The sequence below is a fragment of the Gottschalkiaceae bacterium SANA genome, from assembly GCA_036323355.1.
Lineage (GTDB): Bacteria > Bacillota > Clostridia > Tissierellales > GPF-1 > GPF-1.
In genome coordinates this window covers 1,299,776-1,324,444 of record AP028876.1, presented here as the reverse complement: position 1 = coordinate 1,324,444, position 24,669 = coordinate 1,299,776, and the positions used below count along the sequence as shown (strand labels likewise).

Genomic DNA, 24,669 nt, shown 5'->3' with positions numbered 1-24,669 from the left:
CCGTTTCAAAGTCAAATATCACTCTCGGGCAGATTGATGCAATGAAAATATCACAATTCATCAGAGTGCTTTCCAACAAAGTTCTTAACTTTTGGTATAATCACAACAATTGTAATTATATGTAATGTTAGGCAAAAACAAACTTGCTATTATAGTAGTAGTTGGTTACAAAAGGAGGCACGTATGAAATACACAAAAAAATTATTGTACGTAATTTTGCTTATAACTTTTTTTATGAATTTGAGTTTTTGTACGACCGAGGAGTATCCAAATCTACAGCTTTTAGGGTCCTATACAAATACCGATCATCTTGATAATTATTTTTATGATGCCGCACATGATGAATTATATGTAGGCGAGCTAGAAGATGACTATGTACACTCTCATGGTTACGTCATTCATTTAGACGGCAGTCTAGTTGAAACGCCCACTTATCCTTTTACAGAAAATCGTCGGCTCTTTATGGCATTTGATGGCAAGCAAGCAGCAGCCATTGAATACGGCAAAGATGAAAACGATAAATTCACGTACTTCCTAAATGATTTTTCTGGTTCCTTGATCAAACTCCCTTTCATCGACTCTCTTTATTCCTTTAAAATTAGGAATGGTCGAATTGGCATGATCGCCCATAACAAACATGATCAACTTGCTTTTTATGACCTAAGCACAGAAGACTTAGTAAGCGGATCAATTCAACCCGTTCCCCTAAATACAAATTTTTATTTCGGTTTTGATTACTCCATGGATGGCAAACACATTTACATAAATACCCTTGGTTCCGAAGGAACTTGTAACGAAATCACAAAATTAGATGCCACTACTTATGAAGTACTTCGGGTTTTTGAACTTCACTCTCAATACTTGACTTGTGTACACGATTTAATCTGTACCCAGGATTCTTTTATCACAGACACCATCTTCTACACCTTTGGTGCATATCACCTACACCAACATTACAATTCCAATTGGGAGCTAACTGGCACCAGTGCTTTTCGTGCCCATCAAACGCCTTTAACACTCGGTCCAGAGGGTTCAACAATCACGATGGACGACTTTGATGATAACGTTCAGCCCATTCCCTATTACAGAATTGCAAAAATTGTTTGGAGCGAACCTTCAAAACATGATACTGATCATTCAAGTGGCAGCCGTTTCCAACCGCTCATTATAGAGAGCCCTCAAGGGACTTGCACGCAAGCACATTTCATCGACAACGGATTCGGTCTCTTTCACCCATCATTACACGATCCGGACAATGAAAACGCACGAGATCAATCGATCATCTTGGCACCTTTGCGGTCCACTAATTTACGAACAACACTGGATATTCCCTATTGTGATCTTCAAAAAGGTTTTGACCGTGAAGGTAAAACATTGTTGATCGAATGGAACGACGCCGAACTGGCACTTCCCCTCGATTCAATGAACTACGATAAGACACTCTCGCAGGCTTCCTGCACAAGCAATGCGACCCTGCGTTTGCATTTGTCCATGAAAGAAGACGACATCCAACTTGATCAAAAAGAGTTACTAACGAAGGAATCGCTAAATGATTGCACTTCGCTGATTCATCATATTGCAGTGCCATAGAATAAGATGCCGAATTCTCGGCATCTTTCCTTATTTCCTCTTGAATTTTAAAAACTGAAACGGCTCTTTTTCTCAGCCGCCTCTGATTCGACTTCTCCAGTTTGAAGGTAGCGACTAATCTGATGGGCCGTCTCCCAAGGTTCAACTTCATTTCGCTTCATGCTGAACCATTGCTTCCCCGAAAGATAATATCCTAAACTACCGGAAGGTTTCGTATCATCCAACCTCACTGGCAATATTTCTAATTGATTCTTCGTAGCCAATTCCAATTCCCTCTTTACTTGTCCAGAAGAGCCAGAATATGTCGAAATAACCACCACTGCAATTTTTACTGATCTTATCATCTCGGTGACTTCCATAATATATCTCTCATCCATAATTATCGCCCTTGATGCGATTCTTGCCTCAACACCCTCCGCAACCAGTTGATTACACAATACGCAGCAACTTCTCGATCTTCCCTCGCATATGAAACCAGCACATCATATCCCTCCATTCTCTCCTTTACTATTTATAAGGAATAACTGCCCAATTTTCACCCCTTCAGAAATATGAAAGCAAAAGAAAAACTGCCCTCATTTGAGGGCAGCATTCTAAGGGTGTTGTATCTTTTTCTTGGTCCGTTTATGTGCCAGGTACGCAAAAGCACCTGTTACAAGTAAAATGTTAAAAACGCCTTGATATTGTAAGCAAAAGTCCATGACACGGCACATATATGGGCCTGCCATGAATCGCATGGCTTCATAGATCATTTTTTCACTCCTTATCTTTGGCCGTAACCAGCATTAGCACTCAATCGTTCTGTTTCGCATTCTTCTGGAGTAAATACATACATACCGCCTAGTTGTTCTGCGTAGAAGGCTACTTTAGCACCCTCTTCCACGATTACCGCATTGACATATGCACGTTGAATCGAATCAGCAACCACTAGTACACCATGGTTTGCCATCAAAACAGCATCGTCATCCTTAAGATACTCTGCAGTAACATCCGCTAGTTCTTGAGAACCGCATAAAGCATATGGCGCACACTTGATTTTCCCCTTCACCAAAGCTGCTACCTCGGCGACAATGGTTGGAATTGCTTTGTTACAGCATGCCCAAGTTGTAACAAAAGTCGAATGTGTATGCACGACTGCGCCAACTTCCGGGCGATTTCTAAATACCGCACAATGAAGATCTTTTTCAATAGATGGCAAGCGATCTCCATCAACATGCTTACCGTCTACATCCACAACGACAATGTCTTCTGGTTTCAGTTGATCATAAAGCATACCTGATGGCGTGATACAAACATATCCCGTTTCAAAATCCCGTAAGCTAAAGTTTCCAAATGTCAAAGGCACCAATTTGTCCTTTTGAATCTGTTGTGCCACCGCAATTAATTCTTCTCTTTTTTCTTGTAATAACATATTCGTAACTCCTCCTTGATGTAAGGGCGATCGGGGCAGGATTGCCCCTCGCCATGTCTTTCTGTATCGGTTTATCCAAACAGACTAAATAATTTATAAATTAGATATGGTACCAAGTGAGCACCTTCATCCAAAGATGAAATCAAGCTTGTTCCCTCTGGAATCGGGAACTGTACATCCCGTGCAATCAAGGTTGTGATTTCTGCCAAATCCGTTGCGATCAACAGAATCAATGCCATGAAAATCGTTCCTGTCACAACACCTCTAAATACATTCCCGCGAGATGGTGCAACTGCCCAAATCATCAGAATTGGAATTAGTCCCAGATCTGTAAACGGCAATACACGATTTCCAGGCAAGATTGCCGCAAGAACCAAGGTGATTGGAATTAAGATCAAACCCGTTGAGATAACAGAAGGATGACCAATTGCTGTTGCTGCATCAATACCAATAAATACTTCTTTGCCAGGGAATCGCTTATTGATAAAGTCCCGTGCACTTTCCGACAATGGCATTAAACCTTCCATCAAAACACGTACCATTCTAGGCATCAAGAACATAACCGCTGACATATTAACACCCAGCATTAAAATGCCTGCTGCGTCATACCCTGCCAATGCGCCAATGCCCATGCCCAATAACAGACCCATGATCATCGGTTCTCCAAAGAGTCCAAACTTCTTTTGAATCCCTTCCGGCTTAATTACAATCTTATTAATCACTGGTATACGATCGATAATCTTATCAATCAAAATTCCCAATGGCGCCCACGATACTGTTTCTGTATGTGGCAAGGAAATACCTGGCATTCCAAAGAAATCAGCAACATAGGGTTGCGTGTAATCGGCTAGTTTCATAATAATGACAAAACAGATCAGTGAAGCCAACACACCCAATGCAACACTATCTGTTACATACATAACCAATGCGCCAGTAAAGATAAAATGCCAGTAGTTCCAAATATCTACGTTCATGGTTTTGGTCCAGTTCAAAGCCAGCATAATGATGTTCAAACCAAAACATGCGGCAAATACAACAGGAACGATGCTGGTTCCAAAACTAATCGATGCAGAAATTGGCCAGCCAACATCCATAACATCCAGTTTCAATCCCCAGTTCTGCACCATCGCTTGAGTTGCTGGAGAAAGATTTGAAACCAACATTCCAACGATCATAAAAATTGCTGCAAATCCAATTCCGACGGTTAAGCCTGAACGAAATGCTTTTGATAACTTTTGTCCAAAAATAAGACCTAAGATGGTAACGACGATGGGCATCATAATGGTTGCCCCTAAATCAAGTATAAATTGAATAAACGCCATAATTTCCCTCCCGAATTTTCTCTATTCCACACTCTTTAAGTAATCTGCAATCTCATCAGCTAACTTGTCCATCCCTACACCTGTGACAAAAGCCAGCCCACGAATTTTCTTTACCGTATTCCCCACATCTTCTCCCAAAATTGTCGTATGTACAATCACATCTGGTCGGTAAACCAATATCTTTGATTCCACCTCTGTTGCCTTACACTCAATAACCTCGATGTTCAACCCACGATCTAGCAGCATTTCTTTGCATTTTTCAGAAGCAACAGTTGATGTCGCAATTCCAGTTCCACAAACCGTTAATACTTTAAATGTACGCATATTCTCCCTCCTCTCATCATTATTTTCATTCAATCCCTATGCTACAGCTTATTCCATGCAAAGCTTTTGATTGATTAATTCAACAATTTCTTTCTGATCAGCCTGATAAATCCGATTGAGCAGTTCTTGATCCTGCACAATTTTCATCATTTGTGTTAACAGTTTAATTTGATCCCTTCCATCTTGCATGGCCAACATAAATACAAGCTTCACATCCAATAACTCTTCCGGATTTCCCATTTCAGCAAATTGAACCGGGTTTTTTAAGGTTGCAACTCCAATCATCGGCTTATTCACATGAATAGCATCCGTATGTGGAATTGCGACACAATACTCTTGTAAGGGCAATCCCGTAGAGAATACTTCTTCTCTAGCTAAAACCGCTTCCTTATATGTCCCCTTCACATACCCTTCCTTCTCTAATACATCTGCCAACAAGCTAATAATTGCTTCGCGATCTGGCACATCCACCTGAACCCGTACAACCTCTTCTGCTAACACAAACCCCTTATGCATTTCGAATGACCTCCCTTAATTCTTCAAAACTGCTGCATTCTTTGATCTTTTTTAGGACATATGGATCCGTTGTGATCTTGTACAGCTTCTTAAATTCTGCTTTATAATATTCATTGATTGCCATAAAGAAAATGCAATCCACATAGTCCTTATCATTCCATAAGACCGGCTCATCTAACGTTAAAATGCCGATCACCGATTTCTTTACCTGCTGTGGGTCCCCATGAGGTACTGCAATCCCACCGCCAAACAAGGTCGGTGTTAAATCTTCCCGTTTGTAAACTGAATCTTGAAAATCCTCGGTTACATAACCAAACTCATGAAGAAGATTAGTCATTTTTTCGATACATTCTCTCTTGGATAACATATTGGACTTCAACACGGTTGTCGTTTCGTGAATCAGTTGATCTGCCAGTACGATTTGAGGATTAATTTGTTCCTGTGCGCTTTCCGAAATTTGAAATCCTCCATCACGAATGTACTGGTTTAGACTTGTGATTCCACTTCCATCCAAAATGAATCTGGCTTCAATAAATGGAAACTCTCGAACTTCTGGATTGATAGTGCCTACAATAGCAACAATTTTATGGGTTTTTCCCATGCTTTCTACACGCTGGGCAATCGACCTTTCTTCAATCGCACTCATTGTGATCACATCAATCTCTTCATGAATAGACACGATCGCTTCTTCAATGGCATCTGCCATAATCTTCGCTGATCCCTCACCCGTCAAACACACGGATATAATCGCTTTCTTCAGACGTGGATTTGAATGTTTGAGCGCAATTCCTTTATCGACCAATTGACCCGCTTGAAGCGAATCGGCTATATCATCAAGATTCGAATCGGGCATCAAAGCCTTTCTAACGGCTTCAATCACCATCATGGTATCTACCCGTGATACCGTTCTCGTTTTCATAGACAATTCTTTTCCTACGAGCTTCCCGAAGCCCACAAGAGACCCCATATCCGATAAAAAGAGAATTCCCTTTTCACTGGCCATTTCTTTGGCTATTTGCATCGTACGATTTAGAGCGATACTTGGTGCCTCATCCAATGACATCTCCATCGCTCTCGCATGATCCACACCTAATAGTCGATTTGCAACGGTTGCCATCCCTTGGGCAACTTGCTCATGACTTAAGACCAAAACACCAACCTGATTTTGCGGCACCATTTCTTTTGATGCAGATGCTTTTACATACATGGCAATAAATGCTACTTCATCCTCCGGAAGCTCTATCGTTAATCGATCCCCCGCTAACTCTGCCATTTCCTTGGCTATTTGAAACTCCTTCGGATGTTGAATCTTAATTTTTTCAAGCTTTGGATTTTTAATGGATTCATTTTGTACCAAACGGTCATAGGAAGCTGCGAGATGTGTTGCCAAACAATAGAACAAACTATCGTCAATATCCTGATAATACTCCTTGGCAATTAAAATCATCTGTTCAACCACTTCTATGATTTGTGGTCCCACAATGCGCTCCAAATCATTTTTCACAAGCTTTGATTTGTCTTTTCGGATTCGCTTAACTGATTGATAAACCTGCGTTTCCAATTCATTTTCAATAATTCGATTAATAATTTCTTCATCGATCCCCTTATATTGCATTTCCTTGTACTTCTTCTCAATGGTTTTATAAATTTCTCTTGGAAGTAAGTATGGGGTATCGGCAACGCATTCTGGTATCACTTCTTCCGAACTAAAAATACTAAGATCTTCTGTGACAACCATCTCAATTTCCTGCCGAAATAAGTTTAATTTCAGTAATCCTTGTAATACAAGATTCGGTAACACCGTTACATCAATCTTAATTGTAGAATCTGGGCGAGCAATCAACTTTAAAAAACTTCGAGCACAAATCACTTGAATATCAGATAATACCTTTCCAATATTTCCGGTTGGTTCATAAAGAATCAGCGCCTTGATCACATTCTTCGAAACCACAAGATTTGCATTCATGCGTGAAGCTTCTTGTTTGAAAAATTTCTCGATAATTTGGTAACGCTCAATAAATGGACGTTCAGCCAAACTTGGCAATTCGATAATCATTGGCAATCTTCGCCGAAAAGTCGCTAGGAGATTGGATTCCAAATTTTCAGTTGTCGCTGCAATCAATAGGATTTGTGCATCTCGATAAAGATCTGTTTCGCCCAATCGACGAAATTTACCCTTATCAATTAAATGAAATAGAATTTCTTGCCCCTCTGGCGGAAGGCGATGAATTTCATCAAGAAACAAGATTCCGTGATTTGCCTTTTCGACTAAACCCGCTTTATCTTCCTCCGCTCCTGTAAAGGAACCTTTTTTGTATCCGTACAATTGAGACATTAACAATTGAGGATTATCTGCATAATCCGCGCAATTAAAAACGATAAACGGAGCATTCAGGACCTTTGTTTTCGACTCAATTGCAAAGCGATACATACATTCAGCCATTTGGCTCTTTCCAACCCCAGTTGCACCATAGATTAAGGTATGCAGTCCATTAGACGGATAAAGAATAGCCGCCTTTGCCAATTCAACCTGTGCCTTCAGACTACCATTTGCACCAATAAGCGGTTCAAATGCAAAAACCTTATTCTTGCGATACGAATTTTTTTGAACGATTGAATCGGTTTTCTCATCCAGGTTTTCTTTCAGATTTTTAAGCAAACCTGCCACTCCATTTCGTGAAATTCGAAAGCCTCTCTCATTCAATAAACTTGTTGCAACCCGTACTGAAGCCGTTGGATCCTCAAGCAAAATACTTTCTATCGCACTGATCAGTCTAGCCTTTCTTCGATCACGTGAATCTTCGATAGCATTTTCACCCCGAAGAATTGAAACTTCACTGCGAGAAATATGCAATTGTCTTGCGATCTCCTGATCGGTGTAGGGGTTTCTTGGATCTTCCTCTCGAATCACTTGCATTAATGCGTTTACCAAATTCTTCTTTTCCATGATTCTCTCTCCCACTCTTTCTATTTGCAATTCACGTGCCAAAAGTTCGTCACAATTTGTTCAAATTCTGCTATTTTGCCTCAAACCACTGGAAATACTAGAACAAAAAAATAATAATTTGAATATTCTTTTAATATCATTCTTATTTTATCACATATCGTGACAGCAAAACATATTGTGACAATAAATGAAATAACATTTCCATCAAACGTGACAAACCATGATCACTAGCAGATTTTCTAAATTTTATACGAATGAACTCATCAAACACATCTTTTTCAACACAAAAAAAAATGCTATAATTAGCATCCCTTTTTGTATCATTCCATTCATCACTTGCTATACAAGAAATGATCGTTCTTATTTTTCCAAGGCAACACTTTCACCAGCAATCTTGCCGAATACTGCAATGTCTACCAATGCATTTCCGCCAAGACGGTTAGCGCCATGAATGCCCCCTGTTACTTCGCCGGCCGCATAGAATCCTGGGATTACATTGCCTTCAGTGTCCAATACTCGGGTTTCCGGATCAATCTCGATTCCACCCATGGTATGATGTACAGTCGGTACGCGAGCACCTGCATAGAATGGAGGGGTATCGATCTTTTGATCATACAAGGTTCTGCCAAACTCATCAGTTCCTTCTTCAACACCTTTGTTAAAGGAGTCGACTGCCGCAATCAAGTTTGCTGGATCTACACCAATTTGTGCAGCCAAGTCTTCCAAAGTGTCTGCTTTGTACGCACGTCCAGCTTCCACCAAGTCATCAATCACTTCATTAAAGTTATTTCGTGTTTGTCCATCTGGATAAGAATGTTTATCCAAAACAATCCACATATGGGTGTCTGATTGTTCCAAAAGAGCCGCCGTCATAACATCGCGTCGTGCGCCTTCATTTACAAAACGGTTGCCTTGATCATTGACAAAAATTCGATTTTCAACGCCTTGCTCGATATTCCCTAACAAACTTCCTGTCTTAGGATCTCCCATTGGTAACAATTGAATCGCTTCCATGCCAACCAAATTCGCACCAATCGTTTCCGCCATAACAATACCGTCGCCAGTCGCACCTGGGTGGTTGGTTGTATTTAATGTACTTAAATCATTCCATATGGTGTTATAGGCTACACGCATTTCAACATTTGCACCGAAACCACCGGTTGCCATCACAACACCTTTTGATGCATGTACAATAATTTCTTTCTCTTTTCCATCAGCTTTTACGCCAATCACACGACCATCTTCCATCATAAGTTCGAATACATCCGCATTTAACAAAACTTGGATATCATCTGAATGTTCATCGATATATCTCTCATATGTATCGATGTATCCTGTTCCCAATGGCATAACAGGCTTGTGCGCACGTGGCCACATTCCACCCAATACCGTAAATACTTGGTCTTTAAATTCCATACCCATGCCTTCCAACCATTGAAGTGTTGGGTAGCCATTTTCAACCAATGTACGGATCATAACAAGATTACCCTTTTCATCTCCGCCTTCATAGGTTTGTTGGATATGTAGATCAATCGAGTCTTCAATGCCTTGTGGCACTTGTCTGCTAGGATCGACACAGTTGAATGCGGAACCAGACATGATTGTATTACCACCAACTTTTGGCATCTTCTCTAATACAATAACTTTAGCACCGTTTTGGTGTGCCGATACGGCTGCTGCTAAGCCTGCTCCACCTGCACCAATTACAAGAACTTCTGTCTCATATTCAACAACTTCCTTGGAAGCACCTGATCCGTCATCAACCACTGCCTCTTTGTAAGAAAGTGCTTCGATATCCGCGCCCGCTTCCGTCAAGGCTAAAAGAACCGCTTCAATAATGCCCGCACTTGAATAAGAAGCGCCCGCTACACTATCAACCGCTAATGTCTGTCCATCGATAATGGCTTGTGGGATCTCTTCAAAAGCTAAATCAGAGATTCCTGGGCTTTCTTTATGTTCAATTACGTTAATTGCTGTAATCGTATTCTCATCTACAACAACTTCCATCGTGATATCGCCATTAATTCCTGCCGCCGTTCCTGTGTACGTTCCCGGTGTATACAGATTTTCTACTGCCGGTTCTTCAACTACTGGAGCTGATGCCGAAGATGATGAACAGCCCGCCAAAGACCACACCATCGCCAAGCATAACAAGATACTTAGAACTCTTCTAAATCCATTCCCCTTTTTCATGTTTACCTCCCAAAAGATTGTTATTTATTTGTCCAAAACAAGGATAACACAGAAAATGAATAAGTTCAATGAATACATTCATCGAAATCGTTATAAAAAAAACAAGGCCGAAAATCAACCTTGTCATCTGCTATTTATTTCTATACGTTTTCAATACCCGTTGAATATACGATTCCATTTTTTCAACCAAGTCAAACTGGCCATCTTTTAAACAATAATCATAGACGATCCCTCTTGCAAGAACAAATAGGTCACAAACAATTTCATAGGACGAAAATTCCTCAGTCAGTTGACCTTCGTCCTGCCCATTTTGAATCAGTCGACCCAAAACAAGCTGCATTCCCCGTTTTTTTGTGAAGAACTCATTCTCAGGGTTATACAACTGTTTGAGCGTTGTCAAACCCGTGTTGATATTATACTTTGCGTAATAGCGAAAAAATTCAATCACTGCTTCTTCAATTTCCAACCCCTCGATTGCATCACTAACGGTGTTTTCAAAATAGTCGTCACCTTTTTGGTAGATCAAGTGAAGAATCTCATTCTTTGATTTAAAATAGTTGTAGAATGTCCCAATCGATACCTCAGCCTTTTGACAAACATCTTCAATTCGAATATTTTCATAACCATCCGATTCCAATAGTTCCAATGCTGATTGGTAAATTCTTTCTTTTGTCTCCAATGCTTTTCGCTGGCGATTCGTCATCGACACTCTCATATTCAAAACTCCATTCTCTATTACGCTTCTCTTCTCGAAGGTAATTATTATCTTTTAATTATAATCCATAATTCAAAAAACACAAAATTCAATACTACATTCCTCTTATTAGAATATACTACCACATAACAAAAGATATCCCTACAAAACGCACGACAGACACAAGCAATAGAGATCGGGGGGCTCAGATAGATCACCGCTTTAGTTTACACTTCGCTCTGCATATCATATAATTAAAATTACATTATTGTATTGAAGGGAGGAATTATGCGTAACAACCTTAAAAAAGAAGGATTTACTTTAATCGAGCTTCTTGTAAGCTTAGCAATACTCGGCTTAATCCTTGCCATTGCAGTACCCAACTATCTCAATATGGTCAAATATGCCAATATGCGAAAGGTAGCTGATGATTGCCGCATTGTAGAAAAATCTGTTGAAGTTTACTTTGCAACAGTTAAGTCATACCCGACCCTTCAAAACGTGCATAAAACAAATCAAGAATTCTTAACAGGAAAAAAACCTGATGGTAGCTTGGCTGATGAAGTCTTTCGACCTGAAGGCTGGGCTGGCCCCTACCTTGATTTTTGGCCAGTCAATCCCTTTAATCCAAAAAGCGAAGAAAATGTTGAAAACAATGATACCTATCAACTTGATTACAGAACCCACGACAGCATCAAATATTTGGTGTTAGAAATCCCATTTGTTCCACTTGATGCTGAAGCAAGAGCTTATCTCGACGAAATTCTGGATGGTGGAGATGGTCTTAAAGCAGGAAAGTACCGCTCTGATAATAATAAATGGACCCATTATATTGTTGGTGAATACTAAATAAATCAACATGAGTGTTACAAGATTTTCATAAACAATCACTATAGTTCTTACGATTTGTTTGAATTTTCAGATATCTCTTCCCTTAGACCTAATTCTGCTTTACACTGATATTAGAGGAGATGGAAAGGAGCTTCCTATGCCAGACTATATCATTATGAAAATCAAAAAAGATCAAGAAACAAAAGAAGTCATCAAAATGAAGGTCCGCGAGGTAGAAATTCGCAATAACCATGTATACCGCGAGAAAAACGGTGGCAAGACCATCGAATACACCCTAAAATCAGTGGTCCAAAAAATATTAAACGGTGATCAGTTCTTCACGATTTCCAAGGATGAGAGCACGGCTTTCGCCAGAAAAATCGGAACCAAAGTCGAGTTTTTTATCCGGCCAGTTGCCAATGGAAAAGAACACACCTTGGACGAAACTCCCGAATACAAATAACCGTCTCTGTAAACAAACATTGCAAGATTTTCTTCTTGCGGTGTTTGTTTTTTTATTCAGTCGTATTTGCTGAAATATATTGATTTTCAACAATCATTCCGATATAATTAACTCCCTTTGAAATTGGCCAAATAGAGCAACTACGAACTTATTTTTTTATTTAGGAGGTGAGCACCATGATTTCAGGTCTTGCGCTTGCGAATGCTTCCTTCGCTCGTGATCGCGTCTATCTACTCAACCATATTATCAATAATATGGGAAGCATCATCTTTGGCTACATAAACGTACGTATTTGGTTATCTGTTTTAGGCGCCACTCCAGAAGGCTATTCTGCCATCACTTACTTAATGGTCAATCAGGCTGGACTTTGGCTGGTTATGTTTATCCCTCGAGGATGCTACATTCCCAACAAAGTGCGAGAAGGTACCATTGCTTTCGAACGGCTTCGTCCTTATGGGTTGCTTTATGGCAGTTTTTTTGAAATCGCAGGACATCTATTCTATAACTTCCTGTTTCGTTCAATACCCATCTTTCTGTTCAGTGTACTCTTTATGGGTGTATCTCTGCCAGACCCATCGCAGATCCTTCCCTACTTTATTACCTTGGTCAACGGAATGGTCATCGCATTTTTTCTTAACTACTATGTCGGACTTTGGAGCATTCGCTTTATTTCCATCAATGGGGTTCAAATGCTGTACTACTTTGCAACAGCACTTTTCAGCGGTGCCTTTATCCATATGCAATATTATCCCGAAGCAATTAAAAAACTCAGCATGGCATTACCCTTTGCCTACTCAACCTATGTACCAGCTGCTGTTTATCAAGGCACCTATCCATTGGCTGACGCTTTGCTTGGCCAAGGCGTTTGGATCCTTATTCTTGGCAGTCTCGCCATCTTTCTGACAAAAAAAAGTCTCAAATATTTGGTGATTCAAGGAGGATAATTCCATGCAGCTATTTAAAATTTTATTTATCGCCTCATTGAAAAGCCAAACCCAATATGCTTTCGATTTCATTGTCAATATTATCGGAAACTTCCTTGGCGTTTTTGCAGACTTTTTAATTATTGCGATGATTCTCATTCGCTTTCAAAACATCCAGGGATGGACCTTGGTGGAAATTGCCGTCATCTACTCTATCATCGAATTTGGCTTCGGCATTTACCGTGTAATTGGTGACGGTCTGAACAACTTTGAAACACTGATCCTTTCCGGTCGCTTTGACACCCTCTTGATCCGTCCCGCATCCGTACTCGGTCAAGCCATGCTGCAGACTGTCGATTTTAAAAAACTTGGATTGGTCTTGCAAGCCAGTCTTGTCGGCATTTGGGGATTATCGCAGATCGAGTTTATTTATCCCTTTGCTTGGATCTATCTACCAACTCTCTACTTCGCTTCAATTGCCATGAATCTGCTAATCAGCATTTTATTGGCATCCACAGCCTTTTGGACGGGAAAAAATGAAGATATTGTAATTCTTGGGCACTATGCTACGCGAACTGCAGCACAGTATCCGGCAACGATCTATCACAAGTTCTTCCAATCCGTGATGACTTATGTGATTCCCTTCTTCACGGTTACCTATTATCCACTGATGTTTTTAACAGGAAAATCACAACAGTCCCTATACCTGCTGGCACCTTGGCTGGGTATTTCCATTCTGGCGCCCATCACCATAAGCGTCTGGAAAATGGGAATTAAACGCTATTCCAGCACAGGTACCTAAAGGAGGTCGACATGTCTTATATTACGGTAAGAAATCTGCAAAAGAACTATACCATTTACGAAAAGACCGGACGCCTAAAGCGAAATAAAAGAATCGTGAAAGCTTTAAACCATATCGACTTCAACGTGGAAGAAGGCGCCTTCCTTGGATATATCGGCCCCAATGGCGCTGGAAAGTCAACAACCATTAAGGTACTCACAGGAATTATGACGCCCGATGGTGGAGAAGCAAAAGTCGGCAACTATATTCCCTACAAGGACAGAAAAGCCTATGTACAAAACATTGGTGTCGTCTTTGGGCAGAAAACCCAGATGTGGTGGGACCTACCGGTCCTGGATACCTATCGTTTGTTAAGTGGAATTTACAAGGTTCCACAAAAAGTATTCAAAGCTCAATTAGAATATCTTTGTGACCGTCTGGATCTTGATGAGATTCTCCATCAACCTGTGCGGCAATTGAGTTTGGGCCAACGCATGCGCGCGGAACTGGGTGCAGCCATGATTCACGATCCAAAAATCCTCTTTCTAGACGAACCCACGATAGGTCTAGATATTATCTCAAAACAAAAGGTGAATCACTTTCTCAAGGAATTGAACCAGGGTGGCAAGACCATCTTTCTGACCACCCATGATTTAAAGGATATCGAAAGTCTTTGCCAGGAGATGCTGATTCTTTCCCAAGGCCAAATTGTCTACAAGGGCGCTATCGATCAATTGAAAAGTAACACCGAGTTGCCAATTCTGGTCACCGCACAATTACCTCTTGAACAACCTCTTGATGCTCTCCATCATTTAAAAGAGCGTTATGCCTTTTCCTTTGATCAAGCAAAGTCCCAATTGGAGATACAATTGACTGAAAAGAAACAGGTCGCAGAACTGGCCCGTACCCTCTTTCATCAATTCGAGATCGAAGATTTTCGAGTCGATGAACCGAGCATCGAAGAAATTATCAAAAAAATCTATACATAATCCGAAGGGACTGTATCATAACTAAGTAACTACTTAGGGCTGATGCAGTCCTTTTTTCTTTCATATAAACCTTTGACATTCGCCTTAGGCGAAGGTTTATACTAAAGTTAATCAAAGAAAAGGAGATCACATATGCCACATACTATCAAAACGTTGGCTGACTTGTTTCAAGTCACCACCAATAAAATTCGATTCTACGAAAAGAAAGGATTGCTCAAACCGATACGAGATCCAAATAATGACTATCGTCTCTACGAGGAAACAGATGTTTTGTGCTTACAGCGTATTCTTCTCTATCGTGCATTGGGACTATCCATTGATCAAATCAAAACCATCTTAACATCCGACACAGACAAGTCGCCGCTGGATCAATTCAACCAGCTTTGGGAATTAACCAATCACGAAATTCATCGTCTGACAGGGATTCGCAACACACTTGAACAGGTGCTGGATACCTTGTATGAAAGTACAGCTGAGACACAATCCGAACAAATCAGCCAACTTATTCAAAACAACCAAACAAGCTATCAGATTAGAACCCAATGGAAGGATCAATGGAATTTCAATGATTGGGCCGCCCACTACGATGACACCATCAACCGCATGAAAGATCAGGATGGAATCTATCAATCCTATGACAACTTATTGGATACGGTTGCAAGTCATTGCCCCTTGAATCAAACAAGCCCACCGTTACTGCTGGATATCGGCATTGGAACCGGCAACCTTTCCAAACGGCTACTTGATAAAGGCGCCAGGGTTATTGGTGTCGATCAATCACGCGAGATGCTAGCTATAGCCAAAAGAAAATTGCCGCAATTAAAAGTACGTTTAGGAGATTTTATGAACCTCCCCTTCGACAATGGGACTTTTCAAGTTATCGCTTCCACCTACGCCTTTCACCATCTCAAAAAACAGGAAAAAGAGATTGCACTGGATGAAATGATTCGAGTTTTGAAACCACATGGTTCCATTGTGATCGGCGATATGATGTTCGAAAGTAACGCAGAAAAAAAGCGGTTGATGGCAACCATGACTCAAGAACAAATCAATGAAGTCAATGATGAGTTCTACAGCGTCATTGTACATCTGTCTGAATTCACAACCGCAAAGGGGTTGACACTCACAAAATTGCAGATCGATGATATCTGCTGGGTAGTTAAAATCGAAAAATAATAACTATTGTTTGCCTTTTTCTTAATTCTTTTACCTAAGGGTTGACGCTTTTGTCATAATCAGAAATACTGACTATAGAATAAAAATCAACATACTCCTTGTACGATTCCTTGTCAAAAAGAAAAGGTGAAAAATGTGTAAAAATTCTAGCATCTCCTACAAGTCCCGAATCTTCCGCTTCGTCGGATTAATTCTGCTTATTGGACTAATTACTTCAGCCCTATCATTCCTCGCCATTCGCAGCGAATGGAACTCAACCATTGAGGAACCGTCTTCCGTAGATGTGCTAATTGTACTGGGCGCTGGTGTATGGGGTGATCAGCCCTCCCCACAGTTGAAATTACGCCTACAAACTGCTGCAAAGATCTTTGAGAAGAATCCCAAGATGAAAATCCTCGTCTCGGGTGGGCAAGGTCATGACGAGTGGATCAGTGAAGCGGAAGCCATGTACAACTATCTCGTGCAGCTCAACGTACCAAGCGAATCGATTTTATTGGAAGATCAATCCACTTCAACGGTGGAAAACCTGACCTTCAGCAAGACGATCATCGATTCCTTAGAATTTGAACCCAACGATTCTGAATTTCGACATATCGGTATTGTCACCACCGAGTATCATATGTATCGCGCCAAGATGTTGGCAAAGCGATTTGGAATCAACGCTGTTGGAGAATCTGCTCCTAACGTTCCCATAATTATCGTAAAAAACACAATCCGAGAAATTGTCGCAGTTGTAAAAGATACCATTCTCCGCTAAAAAAGACCGATTTTCATCGGTCTTTTTACTCGTTCATTTCTTCATTCGGTCATCCATCGATTTTAAATCATCTGGATTAAAATCCCCAAACCAATCGTACAACTTCTTGCGCGCCCTTTCCTGGGCTTCCTCATTGATATACATGTAAACAGCCGCAATAGCCAGAACTAAGACACCGAAATCATCTGAAAAGCCGACGAGAGGGGTGAAATCAGGAATGGCGTCAATCGGAGAAATGAAGTAACCCAATGCACCAACAATCGTTGATTTTGCCCATAAAGGAATCTCCGCATCCTGCAAGGTATAATACAGCACCAAGCTTGCATAAACGACAATAATGCCCGCCTTTTGTGCTACCGTCTTAAACTTGTTAAAGAGCGACTTCTCATTATACATGTCCGCGTATTCGTTGTTCGCCCTCTTATCTTGGTCCATTTTATACGCCTCCTTTGATTTAAGGATACCACAAAAACAAGCTAACGCTCTGCCCTCATAAGAATAAAGCGAATCTTAATTAAACTTGACCCTCTCGTACCCAATACTCCCGACAATCTCTGGTTCGATCCATAAAGCCATACTCAATCAGATAACGGCGCAGGGTAACAAAGTCTTCATAGACGGCCCAAAGAATCTGATTGAGTTCTTTTTCCGTATATCGCTTCTCCATCTCAAACTCTTTGACAATCAACCGTAACAATACCAGTTTTCTTTTTTCGCCTTTTGGAATCGCCTTCAAGCGCAAGGGAACTTCTGAAAGTAAAAAATTATTCTTTACTTTGTCTTCTTCTTTCTTTGTTATGATATATCGATCATCCACCATTTTCGCTCCTTCATGTATGTCCAAGAACTCATCCTCTTTTCTTCCTTGTGTTGCCTCTTCGACCAGTTGGTAAATCGCCAAGTACAATTTCGCCTGCTGGGCACGCTCTTTAAATACAAATCGCTGATGACGGACCGTACTTTGCGCAATTCCCTGTTTTCCAGCAATCTGCTTATCCGTTAGCCCTGCTGCAAAATCCATTAAAACTTCTTTCTGCTTGTCAGTCAAACCCACTTCTTTCTTTCCCAAATTCATTAACGTTTCATATAGCGGGGGGTGCTCTGATAATACATGCTCCCGTGTAGCAGTTTCTGCCATCAAGTAACGCTCACCTTGGGGATACACTTCACCTTTCATAAATCGTTGTTCGCACTGCAAGCAAATAAAACGATCTTCTTCCTCTACATAACCCTTCAGCAATTGTTCAAGACTTGCTTCCTTGATTCGTTTATTCATCAACAAAATCCTCCTGCGTTTATCTTTTCTATAATCATTATATCGAACTGTTATTTATATTGCAAACATTTTTCGTATTTGTTTTGCCTAAAGGTAAACTTTTATCAACCTCGTTTGTTAACAATTCCAATTTTCTATAATTTTCTTATTGAATTTCGATCAAAATGAGATTATACTGTAAAACAGACCAAGTGGTTTGTTTTCTTAATAAAGGAGTATGTTATGAATCAAGAAGAAAAAAATAAGATGAGTCGAAAAAGGATTCTCCAAGCTAGTTTAACTGAATTCGGTAGTCAAGATTATGCATCTGTAACCATTAATCAATTATGTAAAAAACATCACCTCTCAAAAGGACTCTTGTTTCACTACTATCGGAACAAGGATGAACTATTTTTACTCTGTGTCCAGAAACTATTCCTCGACTTGAGTCACTATCTCGAGAAAAACTTCGAACCCCAGTCAGCCTCTATGGAATCAAACCTTCAGGCATATATCCAAAAACGTTCTGCCTTTTTTGGTGAGAATCAATTATATGCTCGGATCTTTTATACCGTTATTTTTAATCCACCGACGCATCTCATTCCGCAAATCCATAAAATGCGTGCCCCAATCATTGAAACGAATCGCAAATTTTGGCAACATATTTTATCTGAACTAGATTTAAAATCCAATGTAAATCAAGAGGAGGCCATCGATCTTATTATGAATCTTGAAGATTTTATTCATATGAGATTCCAAAAGGAATACATTGATTTAACAAATCAAACAGCCGACCATATTAACCAATATGCTGACGAATACATCAATCTTTTCAATATGCTTTTTTATGGTATTGTCGAATAAATCATCTGGAGGAAAAGAACCATGCTAAAAGGAATAATACTACTCATTACATTTATGCTACTTGCCGTCCTAGCAGGAAAACTAATTGCGAAAATTCATATGCCAGCCATACTGGGTTGGTTGTTAACAGGTATGCTCATTGGCCCCTATGCACTGGGGTGGTTCAGTCTTGAAATCATGGAAAGCTCATGGTTTCATGCCATTATTAGCATCTGCGAGTTAACCGCTGGTATATTTATCGGTACAGAGCTTGTGTGGAAAGAAATGAAAACATCAGGGAAACAAATCTTTATCATTTGTCTGGCAGAAGGATTTAATACCTTTTTCGTCGTCTCAGTTGCCTTTGGAATCCTTTTTTACTTGCAAGCGATTCCACTCTACCTGGCTTTCTTAATGGGGTCGATCGCTCTAGCAACCGCACCGGCTCCATCCTTATCCATTATCAGTGAGTATAAAACAAAGGGACCGGTTACAAAAACCCTGATGCCATTGGCAATTTTAGATGATGTTATCGCGATCCTCGTATTCTTCACGGTGTTAGGCATTGTCTCCAACCGATTGTCAGGGAGTGGACTTCCCTTGTACTATGCGCCTCTGGTCCTTTGTCTATCAATTCTACTTGGTATTGCCTACGGCATTTTTGCTTCCTATTTTCTAAAGCCACAGTCTTCCAAAACCAAAACTGTGATAACACTTGGGGTATGCGTCGGTATCGCTACTGCATTCAGCTTACTTATTAATGAACACGTTTTACCTTCTCCCATGATGAATTTAATGCTGATTGGCGTCTCCTTTGCAGCCACTTTTACAAACCTGCTTCCACAAGAACGGATGACGAAAATCAAAAGTGAAATCAATTTATTTGTTGTAATTGCCATGATTTTATTGATTCTTGATCTAGGTGCTCCCCTTGATTTTCATCTGATCATAGGTGCCGGTTGGTTTACCGCCGTCTACATCCTCGCACGGGCATTCGGTAAAATTAGCGGTTCCTACTTGGGCTCCGTTCTCTCAAAAGCCCCCAATACCGTGAAAAAATACTTGGGCCTCACTTTATTACCCCACTCTGGCGTTTCTCTTATTTTTACCGGAATTTCAGTTGGAGTCTTAAGCCAAAATGCACCTGAATATGCTAGTATCATACAAGGAACCATTGCGGCTGCAGCCGTAATCAATGAAATCTTTGCCGTTATCCTCGCAAAGCAAGGATTTAAATTAGCTGGAGAAATAGCAAGTCAAAAATCTGAAAATACCCTACAAAGCGCATAAGCAAAGCCCTCTATTGAGGGCTTTTATTGTAACCGTAATTCTTTTCTCTCTTTCAATACTTGCTGTGCTATTCCCACCTGATCTGTAATCAGTCCATCAACGCCCATACTCAGTACCTCTTCCATTTCTTCCTCTGTATTGACGGTCCAAACATGAACCTCTTTACCAGCCAAATGAATCTTCTCAACCCGGTCTTCATTAACACGAGAAATCTCCATACTGAAAAAATCGACCGGAATTTTCTCCACCTCACCCAAAGTCAAAACGACTATTAATCCAGTTCGCACCTGCGGCATGATCTTCTCTACTTCATTAAGAACCGATTCATCCAACGATGTGACCACAACCTCTCTCTCCATCCCCGCCGCTTCAATCGCTTGAGTGACTTGAATTGCAATTTCCTTCTGATTGTCCGCCGTTTTTAATTCTAAATTCAATCGAATTCGCCCCTTTGCAAGCCCTAATACGTTGTCTAGAAGAGGAACCGATTCTACATGAGGCCAGTCCATATTTGCTGCTGCATTCAACAAAACGACCTGGTCGTAAGTTGCTTCCGCTATAGGCAAATCAACATTTGTCGTCCGCAAGAAATTACTATCATGCAATAGTATTAAATGACCATCCTTCAGCATCTGCACATCAACTTCCGCATAATCGGCTTTCTTTTTGATCGCTGATTCTATTCCCGCGATGGTATTCTCAGGCGCATCCTGCATGTCCCCCCGATGCGCAGTGATATAGACCGGTCTTGTTTGATCTAGCTGTGCGGTATAAAACTGCATGAATCCCGCAAGGAAAAATACAAAGATCACAAGAACACCAGCAATCACTTTCCTACGCGTAAAAAACCAATCAATCCATTGGATATTCCCACCGATTTTTATCCTTTCTGCAATGGGTTCAATCACTTCAAAGCGATTGAGAAGAACCGTAATACGATGAATTCCATAAGGAACCATGACCCATGTTCCAGCAAGAGCGATCAAAGCGATAAAGCTTTCAAACACAGACAAGAAAACACGTTGACCGGCAAGACCAGAATTCACCAAAAAAATTGAAATCGCTGAAATGGCGAAAAATATACCGATAATAATTATGATCACGACCCCATTCAATACAGCCAAGAAAGCTAAATCTTTTATTATCTCCCACCAATGCTCTTTCAGCAACACCCGACTTCGTTTCATGGCTACCGAGGCTCGCATATCCTTTAAAAGAATCAAATGCAAAGAAAAAACCCATTGTATTGAATAAATGATCCCAATTACCGAAATTGTCTTTAAAATCAAATCTGCCCACAATCGTGTTTGCGCATATTCTATAATGAAAGGCGGAATCTGCAAAGACTGGATCAGACTATTAGAGACGCCAATCTTCAACCATGGTACCAGGACTGCCATGTAAAAAAGAAATAAAAGACCCCCAAAAATACCAATCTTGCGTGCTCGCTCCAAACAAAAAGAAAAAACCTTCCAGTAGGAAGACTCTGGCAACCGTTCATACACCTGCTGACTTAACACCACGACTCCACCAATCTCAATAAAAATGATTACGGTAACGGTAATCAATAAGAAAAGCGTTGCTATAAATCCTTGAATTGAAAAGAGAAACTCCTGAATCTGGTTATTAGCGAAGACATCAAATCCACGACTCCTCATAAGAAATGAAAAAAACTTCCGATAAATTGGTAATATAATCAGTGCTAAGAATAATCTTGTCACAATTTGATATTTAGTGAATCGACGAAATCCAAAGAAAAAGTCTTTCCAGGATCGCTGAAAAACATCTAACATGGTACACCTCCATAAGATACTAAAATTGTATCACAGAAAGATTAAGTAAATCTTAAATTGAGAAACTAATTGAGTCTTGGCACACTATAAAAAAGAACTATTAGCCATTCAGCCAATAGTTCTTTTTCTCTAACTAGACATTTATGCATGGGTAGATAATAAAACCATTGAAATTGCATCGATAGGGCATGCCTTTTCACATAACTGGCATCCTATACATTGATCCGGTTGAACCAACACTGCAACCGTATGAATATCACCACGCTCCTTAGGATTCGAAATTTCTATACATCCAAAAGGACAATTCACCACGCATAGCGAACATCCACAACACAAAGTTTCATCTATATTAGCCTTCTGCTTTCCCTTTTTCATTTCAACCACCTCCAGCTGGCGAGAGGAATACGACTTCATCCCCATCTTGTAATTTAGACTTCAGTTTAACCCGCTTCTTTCCGACTAGAATAATGCAGCCTTTCAGCTCTTCTTCACCTACTTTACCTGTTAAGACGATCTTTTCGATGACCACGCTAACTCGGTCTGCCTCAATCGATATTGTTGAAATTCCAGACTTCAATCGCAAGACACCAAAAAACTTAGCCTTCACCATGTAAACGATCCTCAAAATCCAAATTCTTGAGGGGCTTGCTCTCAGGAATTGAGGTAACATACTCCAACTTCAACTTCTTCAAAGTTCTAACTGACGGCAATCCATTCGTTTCCCAACCTCGCGCTTTGTAATATACGGGCTTCAATTTTTCCAACGGGACAACGGTTCGAGGATCATCTGCCGCCTGAGGTGTCTTCGTCAACCTTTCGGGTAATGCGTCATCTTTGCTATTGATTCCAAATCGACTATTAACAGATCGTTCCAAGCTGTAGCCTCGCTCACCCGTTCGTAAGTACTTTCCAAATCCCATTTTCATCCCTGTCACATATTCGACACTCTTGGTCTGAGGAAATACGGGCAAGTGAAAACCTAAATTCAATGGAAATTTATTGATCGTTCTGACAGCTCCACCCATATAGGGCAACATACGATTAACAGCCTTGGTGTAAAAAGCATTGGGTTTTGTTAACAATGGACCTGGGAACATAGCAAAAGATGTAAATAGACACTGGCCTGTGGCAGAAAGCATTTCCATCAAATCCTGCATCAGCATAGTCAAATCTGCCTTTCCATGACTGGTTTGCGAATTAATATCTAAACCAAGTCCTTCTAATACCACAAGATAACCGCCATTTAGGTGACAGCCACCCCGATTTGATACTGCATACCCCAACCCTTGACCGACAGCCCTTCTCGGTTCATAAGCAGACAATTCGAGTCCTTTTGAATTCATGGCAAATTCCTTACCACCATATTTATCACTAAGACGCTTGGTTCCTTCTGCCAATTCATCGCCAATACCGCGCCTGTGAGCAACATCTTGCCACAACTTCAAGATATCTTCAGTCTCGCCAAATTTAAGGCCATTGTCCCACAAGCCTTTTTCCGATGCCTCCATGGCCCAAGCTAAAGTAGATGCTGCAGAGATCGTATCCATCCCCAATTCATCCAGCTCATAGTTCCATCGAAGGATCTGCTCCATATTGTTATTGAGAATCCCGCCACCTAGAAGACTAAGTGTCTCCAATTCAGGTCCCTTTACTGCTTTCCCATCAATTTCAACTGTCCTTGCACATTTGATTGGACAAGACAAACAGCCTTTATTGACAATATTATGCTTTTCCGCTAGCGTTTCACCATTAACTTTTTCAAATTCTTCGTAGTAGCCAAAGTTGAAGTTTTTGGTTGCCAGAATACCTCGCATCTGCATAGGACTGACCAAACTCGCCGTGCCGAGACGGGGCATCACATCACCCGTCATAGGGTGTTTTTTAAGGTCGCTATACCATTTTTTATTGTGCTTCTTGTTTTTAACTTCATTAAAAATTGGCACCGTCTTATTACCTGAAACCGTAACCGCCTTTACATTCATCCAGCCCATTACTGCACCAAGACCTGCTCTACCAGCAACCCGTTCCTGGCTGACTATGCAAGCATATTTAACTAAATTCTCACCGGCTGGTCCGATCACAATATTACCACTGCGCACCGGCAAATGTTCTTGAGTCTCACCCGTACGCATGCCCCACAAATCATCTGCATTTTCAAAGGAAACGCGGTCATTCTTGATCACGATACGAACATGCTCTTTTGCTTTTCCTTGGAGGATCAAGGCATCATAACCCGCTTTTTTTAAAAAATAACCAAAACTGCCACCACAATTCGATGAGGCAAGAATCCCCGTCTGCGGAGAAAGAGAAGAAATATTGAATCGACTACTACTAGGTGCACCCGTCCCAGTAAGGGGACCCGTTGTGATAACCAACATATTTTCATTCGAAAAAGCCGTTTCGTTTCCCGTCAAATTATCACTCAGTATCTTGGCAGCCATGATCTTGCCACCTATAAATAACTCCCTTTCCCTATCAGAAAATGGATAATCACTAATTTCTCTTGTCGTAAGGTTGATCTTCATCACCTTACCCATATAACCACCATATTTACTATCCATTATACAAACC

The 24,669-nt window shown here is 40.6% G+C and carries 24 protein-coding genes; 10 read left to right on the top strand and 14 right to left on the bottom strand.

Features of this window, described 5'->3' with window-relative positions:
• The first annotated feature begins 183 nt into the window (after nucleotides 1-183).
• Complete coding sequence (locus AC25CA_RS06220) at nucleotides 184-1,590, top strand: hypothetical protein (RefSeq protein WP_486816191.1); 1,407 nt, start codon at nucleotides 184-186, stop codon at nucleotides 1,588-1,590.
• A 47-nt stretch (nucleotides 1,591-1,637) separates the two neighbouring features.
• On the opposite strand, the gene AC25CA_RS06215 is transcribed toward AC25CA_RS06220, so the two are convergent.
• The 8 genes from AC25CA_RS06215 to AC25CA_RS06180 form a co-directional block, all read right to left on the bottom strand.
• Complete coding sequence (locus tag AC25CA_RS06215) at nucleotides 1,638-1,967, bottom strand: TIR domain-containing protein (protein WP_486816190.1); 330 nt, start codon at nucleotides 1,965-1,967, stop codon at nucleotides 1,638-1,640.
• Nucleotides 1,968-2,353: 386 nt separating this feature from the next.
• Complete coding sequence (locus AC25CA_RS06210) at nucleotides 2,354-3,001, bottom strand: class II aldolase/adducin family protein (RefSeq protein WP_486816189.1); 648 nt, start codon at nucleotides 2,999-3,001, stop codon at nucleotides 2,354-2,356.
• Between the two features lie 71 nt (nucleotides 3,002-3,072).
• The gene (locus AC25CA_RS06205; RefSeq protein WP_486816188.1) at nucleotides 3,073-4,323 is read right to left on the bottom strand and encodes a PTS galactitol transporter subunit IIC; all 1,251 of its coding nucleotides are present in this window, start codon (nucleotides 4,321-4,323) and stop codon (nucleotides 3,073-3,075) included.
• Between the two features lie 21 nt (nucleotides 4,324-4,344).
• A complete protein-coding gene (locus AC25CA_RS06200) occupies nucleotides 4,345-4,647 on the bottom strand; it encodes a PTS sugar transporter subunit IIB (RefSeq protein WP_486816187.1) in 303 nt (100 codons plus the stop codon).
• A gap of 48 nt (nucleotides 4,648-4,695) precedes the next feature.
• A complete protein-coding gene (locus tag AC25CA_RS06195; protein WP_486816186.1) occupies nucleotides 4,696-5,163 on the bottom strand; it encodes a PTS sugar transporter subunit IIA in 468 nt (155 codons plus the stop codon).
• The gene (locus AC25CA_RS06190; RefSeq protein ID WP_486816185.1) at nucleotides 5,156-8,110 is read right to left on the bottom strand and encodes a sigma 54-interacting transcriptional regulator; all 2,955 of its coding nucleotides are present in this window, start codon (nucleotides 8,108-8,110) and stop codon (nucleotides 5,156-5,158) included. The genes AC25CA_RS06195 and AC25CA_RS06190 overlap by 8 nt, the downstream gene beginning before the upstream one ends.
• Before the next feature lie 360 nt (nucleotides 8,111-8,470).
• The gene (locus tag AC25CA_RS06185) at nucleotides 8,471-10,303 is read right to left on the bottom strand and encodes a flavocytochrome c (RefSeq protein ID WP_486816184.1); all 1,833 of its coding nucleotides are present in this window, start codon (nucleotides 10,301-10,303) and stop codon (nucleotides 8,471-8,473) included.
• Nucleotides 10,304-10,433: 130 nt separating this feature from the next.
• Nucleotides 10,434-11,018, bottom strand: coding sequence for a TetR/AcrR family transcriptional regulator (locus AC25CA_RS06180; protein WP_486816183.1), 585 nt, complete (start codon nucleotides 11,016-11,018; stop codon nucleotides 10,434-10,436).
• A gap of 267 nt (nucleotides 11,019-11,285) precedes the next feature.
• On the opposite strand from AC25CA_RS06180, the gene AC25CA_RS06175 reads away from it, so the two are divergent.
• The 7 genes from AC25CA_RS06175 to AC25CA_RS06145 all read left to right on the top strand — a co-directional run bounded on the left by AC25CA_RS06175 (nucleotide 11,286) and on the right by AC25CA_RS06145 (nucleotide 16,917).
• The gene (locus AC25CA_RS06175; RefSeq protein ID WP_486816182.1) at nucleotides 11,286-11,846 is read left to right on the top strand and encodes a type II secretion system protein; all 561 of its coding nucleotides are present in this window, start codon (nucleotides 11,286-11,288) and stop codon (nucleotides 11,844-11,846) included.
• A gap of 139 nt (nucleotides 11,847-11,985) precedes the next feature.
• A complete protein-coding gene (locus AC25CA_RS06170; protein ID WP_486816181.1) occupies nucleotides 11,986-12,291 on the top strand; it encodes a hypothetical protein in 306 nt (101 codons plus the stop codon).
• Between the two features lie 176 nt (nucleotides 12,292-12,467).
• Entirely contained in the window at nucleotides 12,468-13,235 is a 768-nt protein-coding gene (locus AC25CA_RS06165) for an ABC transporter permease (RefSeq protein ID WP_486816180.1), read from the top strand.
• 4 nt (nucleotides 13,236-13,239) lie between these two features.
• Nucleotides 13,240-14,016 carry an ABC transporter permease gene (locus AC25CA_RS06160; protein ID WP_486816179.1) on the top strand — a complete coding sequence of 259 codons (777 nt, stop codon included), beginning with the start codon at nucleotides 13,240-13,242 and terminating at the stop codon, nucleotides 14,014-14,016.
• A gap of 11 nt (nucleotides 14,017-14,027) precedes the next feature.
• Nucleotides 14,028-14,984 carry an ABC transporter ATP-binding protein gene (locus AC25CA_RS06155; protein WP_486816178.1) on the top strand — a complete coding sequence of 319 codons (957 nt, stop codon included), beginning with the start codon at nucleotides 14,028-14,030 and terminating at the stop codon, nucleotides 14,982-14,984.
• 132 nt (nucleotides 14,985-15,116) lie between these two features.
• Nucleotides 15,117-16,160 carry a MerR family transcriptional regulator gene (locus AC25CA_RS06150; RefSeq protein ID WP_486816177.1) on the top strand — a complete coding sequence of 348 codons (1,044 nt, stop codon included), beginning with the start codon at nucleotides 15,117-15,119 and terminating at the stop codon, nucleotides 16,158-16,160.
• Nucleotides 16,161-16,293: 133 nt separating this feature from the next.
• Complete coding sequence (locus tag AC25CA_RS06145) at nucleotides 16,294-16,917, top strand: YdcF family protein (RefSeq protein WP_486816176.1); 624 nt, start codon at nucleotides 16,294-16,296, stop codon at nucleotides 16,915-16,917.
• 33 nt (nucleotides 16,918-16,950) lie between these two features.
• Here AC25CA_RS06145 and AC25CA_RS06140 read toward each other — a convergent pair whose 3' ends face one another.
• A complete protein-coding gene (locus AC25CA_RS06140) occupies nucleotides 16,951-17,352 on the bottom strand; it encodes a YkvA family protein (RefSeq protein WP_486816175.1) in 402 nt (133 codons plus the stop codon).
• 79 nt (nucleotides 17,353-17,431) lie between these two features.
• On the bottom strand, nucleotides 17,432-18,193 hold the full coding sequence (locus AC25CA_RS06135) for a DUF2087 domain-containing protein (protein WP_486816174.1): 762 nt from the start codon (nucleotides 18,191-18,193) through the stop codon (nucleotides 17,432-17,434).
• Nucleotides 18,194-18,415: 222 nt separating this feature from the next.
• On the opposite strand from AC25CA_RS06135, the gene AC25CA_RS06130 reads away from it, so the two are divergent.
• Nucleotides 18,416-19,036, top strand: coding sequence for a TetR/AcrR family transcriptional regulator (locus AC25CA_RS06130; protein ID WP_486816173.1), 621 nt, complete (start codon nucleotides 18,416-18,418; stop codon nucleotides 19,034-19,036).
• Between the two features lie 21 nt (nucleotides 19,037-19,057).
• Nucleotides 19,058-20,305 (top strand): cation:proton antiporter, encoded by a 1,248-nt coding sequence (locus tag AC25CA_RS06125; protein WP_486816172.1) that lies wholly within the window; start codon nucleotides 19,058-19,060, stop codon nucleotides 20,303-20,305.
• A gap of 23 nt (nucleotides 20,306-20,328) precedes the next feature.
• On the opposite strand, the gene AC25CA_RS06120 is transcribed toward AC25CA_RS06125, so the two are convergent.
• The 4 genes from AC25CA_RS06120 to AC25CA_RS06105 form a co-directional block, all read right to left on the bottom strand.
• Entirely contained in the window at nucleotides 20,329-22,098 is a 1,770-nt protein-coding gene (locus AC25CA_RS06120; protein ID WP_486816171.1) for a glycerophosphodiester phosphodiesterase family protein, read from the bottom strand.
• Nucleotides 22,099-22,239: 141 nt separating this feature from the next.
• Nucleotides 22,240-22,473, bottom strand: coding sequence for a 4Fe-4S binding protein (locus tag AC25CA_RS06115; RefSeq protein WP_486816170.1), 234 nt, complete (start codon nucleotides 22,471-22,473; stop codon nucleotides 22,240-22,242).
• Between the two features lies 1 nt (nucleotide 22,474).
• On the bottom strand, nucleotides 22,475-22,708 hold the full coding sequence (locus AC25CA_RS06110) for a MoaD/ThiS family protein (protein WP_486816169.1): 234 nt from the start codon (nucleotides 22,706-22,708) through the stop codon (nucleotides 22,475-22,477).
• The gene (locus AC25CA_RS06105) at nucleotides 22,695-24,659 is read right to left on the bottom strand and encodes an aldehyde ferredoxin oxidoreductase family protein (RefSeq protein ID WP_486816168.1); all 1,965 of its coding nucleotides are present in this window, start codon (nucleotides 24,657-24,659) and stop codon (nucleotides 22,695-22,697) included. Before AC25CA_RS06105 ends, AC25CA_RS06110 begins: the two co-directional genes overlap by 14 nt.
• Between the last annotated feature and the right edge of the window lie 10 nt (nucleotides 24,660-24,669).

Bases quoted from the DNA above. Each gene is read 5' to 3' on its own strand.
- AC25CA_RS06220 (WP_486816191.1), top strand. From the start codon at position 184: ATGAAATACACAAAAAAATTATTGTACGTAATTTTGCTTATAACTTTT.
- AC25CA_RS06215 (WP_486816190.1), bottom strand. From the start codon at position 1,967: ATGGATGAGAGATATATTATGGAAGTCACCGAGATGATAAGATCAGTA.
- AC25CA_RS06210 (WP_486816189.1), bottom strand. From the start codon at position 3,001: ATGTTATTACAAGAAAAAAGAGAAGAATTAATTGCGGTGGCACAACAG.
- AC25CA_RS06205 (WP_486816188.1), bottom strand. From the start codon at position 4,323: ATGGCGTTTATTCAATTTATACTTGATTTAGGGGCAACCATTATGATG.
- AC25CA_RS06200 (WP_486816187.1), bottom strand. From the start codon at position 4,647: ATGCGTACATTTAAAGTATTAACGGTTTGTGGAACTGGAATTGCGACA.
- AC25CA_RS06195 (WP_486816186.1), bottom strand. From the start codon at position 5,163: ATGCATAAGGGGTTTGTGTTAGCAGAAGAGGTTGTACGGGTTCAGGTG.
- AC25CA_RS06190 (WP_486816185.1), bottom strand. From the start codon at position 8,110: ATGGAAAAGAAGAATTTGGTAAACGCATTAATGCAAGTGATTCGAGAG.
- AC25CA_RS06185 (WP_486816184.1), bottom strand. From the start codon at position 10,303: ATGAAAAAGGGGAATGGATTTAGAAGAGTTCTAAGTATCTTGTTATGC.
- AC25CA_RS06180 (WP_486816183.1), bottom strand. From the start codon at position 11,018: ATGAGAGTGTCGATGACGAATCGCCAGCGAAAAGCATTGGAGACAAAA.
- AC25CA_RS06175 (WP_486816182.1), top strand. From the start codon at position 11,286: ATGCGTAACAACCTTAAAAAAGAAGGATTTACTTTAATCGAGCTTCTT.
- AC25CA_RS06170 (WP_486816181.1), top strand. From the start codon at position 11,986: ATGCCAGACTATATCATTATGAAAATCAAAAAAGATCAAGAAACAAAA.
- AC25CA_RS06165 (WP_486816180.1), top strand. From the start codon at position 12,468: ATGATTTCAGGTCTTGCGCTTGCGAATGCTTCCTTCGCTCGTGATCGC.
- AC25CA_RS06160 (WP_486816179.1), top strand. From the start codon at position 13,240: ATGCAGCTATTTAAAATTTTATTTATCGCCTCATTGAAAAGCCAAACC.
- AC25CA_RS06155 (WP_486816178.1), top strand. From the start codon at position 14,028: ATGTCTTATATTACGGTAAGAAATCTGCAAAAGAACTATACCATTTAC.
- AC25CA_RS06150 (WP_486816177.1), top strand. From the start codon at position 15,117: ATGCCACATACTATCAAAACGTTGGCTGACTTGTTTCAAGTCACCACC.
- AC25CA_RS06145 (WP_486816176.1), top strand. From the start codon at position 16,294: ATGTGTAAAAATTCTAGCATCTCCTACAAGTCCCGAATCTTCCGCTTC.
- AC25CA_RS06140 (WP_486816175.1), bottom strand. From the start codon at position 17,352: ATGGACCAAGATAAGAGGGCGAACAACGAATACGCGGACATGTATAAT.
- AC25CA_RS06135 (WP_486816174.1), bottom strand. From the start codon at position 18,193: ATGAATAAACGAATCAAGGAAGCAAGTCTTGAACAATTGCTGAAGGGT.
- AC25CA_RS06130 (WP_486816173.1), top strand. From the start codon at position 18,416: ATGAATCAAGAAGAAAAAAATAAGATGAGTCGAAAAAGGATTCTCCAA.
- AC25CA_RS06125 (WP_486816172.1), top strand. From the start codon at position 19,058: ATGCTAAAAGGAATAATACTACTCATTACATTTATGCTACTTGCCGTC.
- AC25CA_RS06120 (WP_486816171.1), bottom strand. From the start codon at position 22,098: ATGTTAGATGTTTTTCAGCGATCCTGGAAAGACTTTTTCTTTGGATTT.
- AC25CA_RS06115 (WP_486816170.1), bottom strand. From the start codon at position 22,473: ATGAAAAAGGGAAAGCAGAAGGCTAATATAGATGAAACTTTGTGTTGT.
- AC25CA_RS06110 (WP_486816169.1), bottom strand. From the start codon at position 22,708: ATGGTGAAGGCTAAGTTTTTTGGTGTCTTGCGATTGAAGTCTGGAATT.
- AC25CA_RS06105 (WP_486816168.1), bottom strand. From the start codon at position 24,659: ATGGATAGTAAATATGGTGGTTATATGGGTAAGGTGATGAAGATCAAC.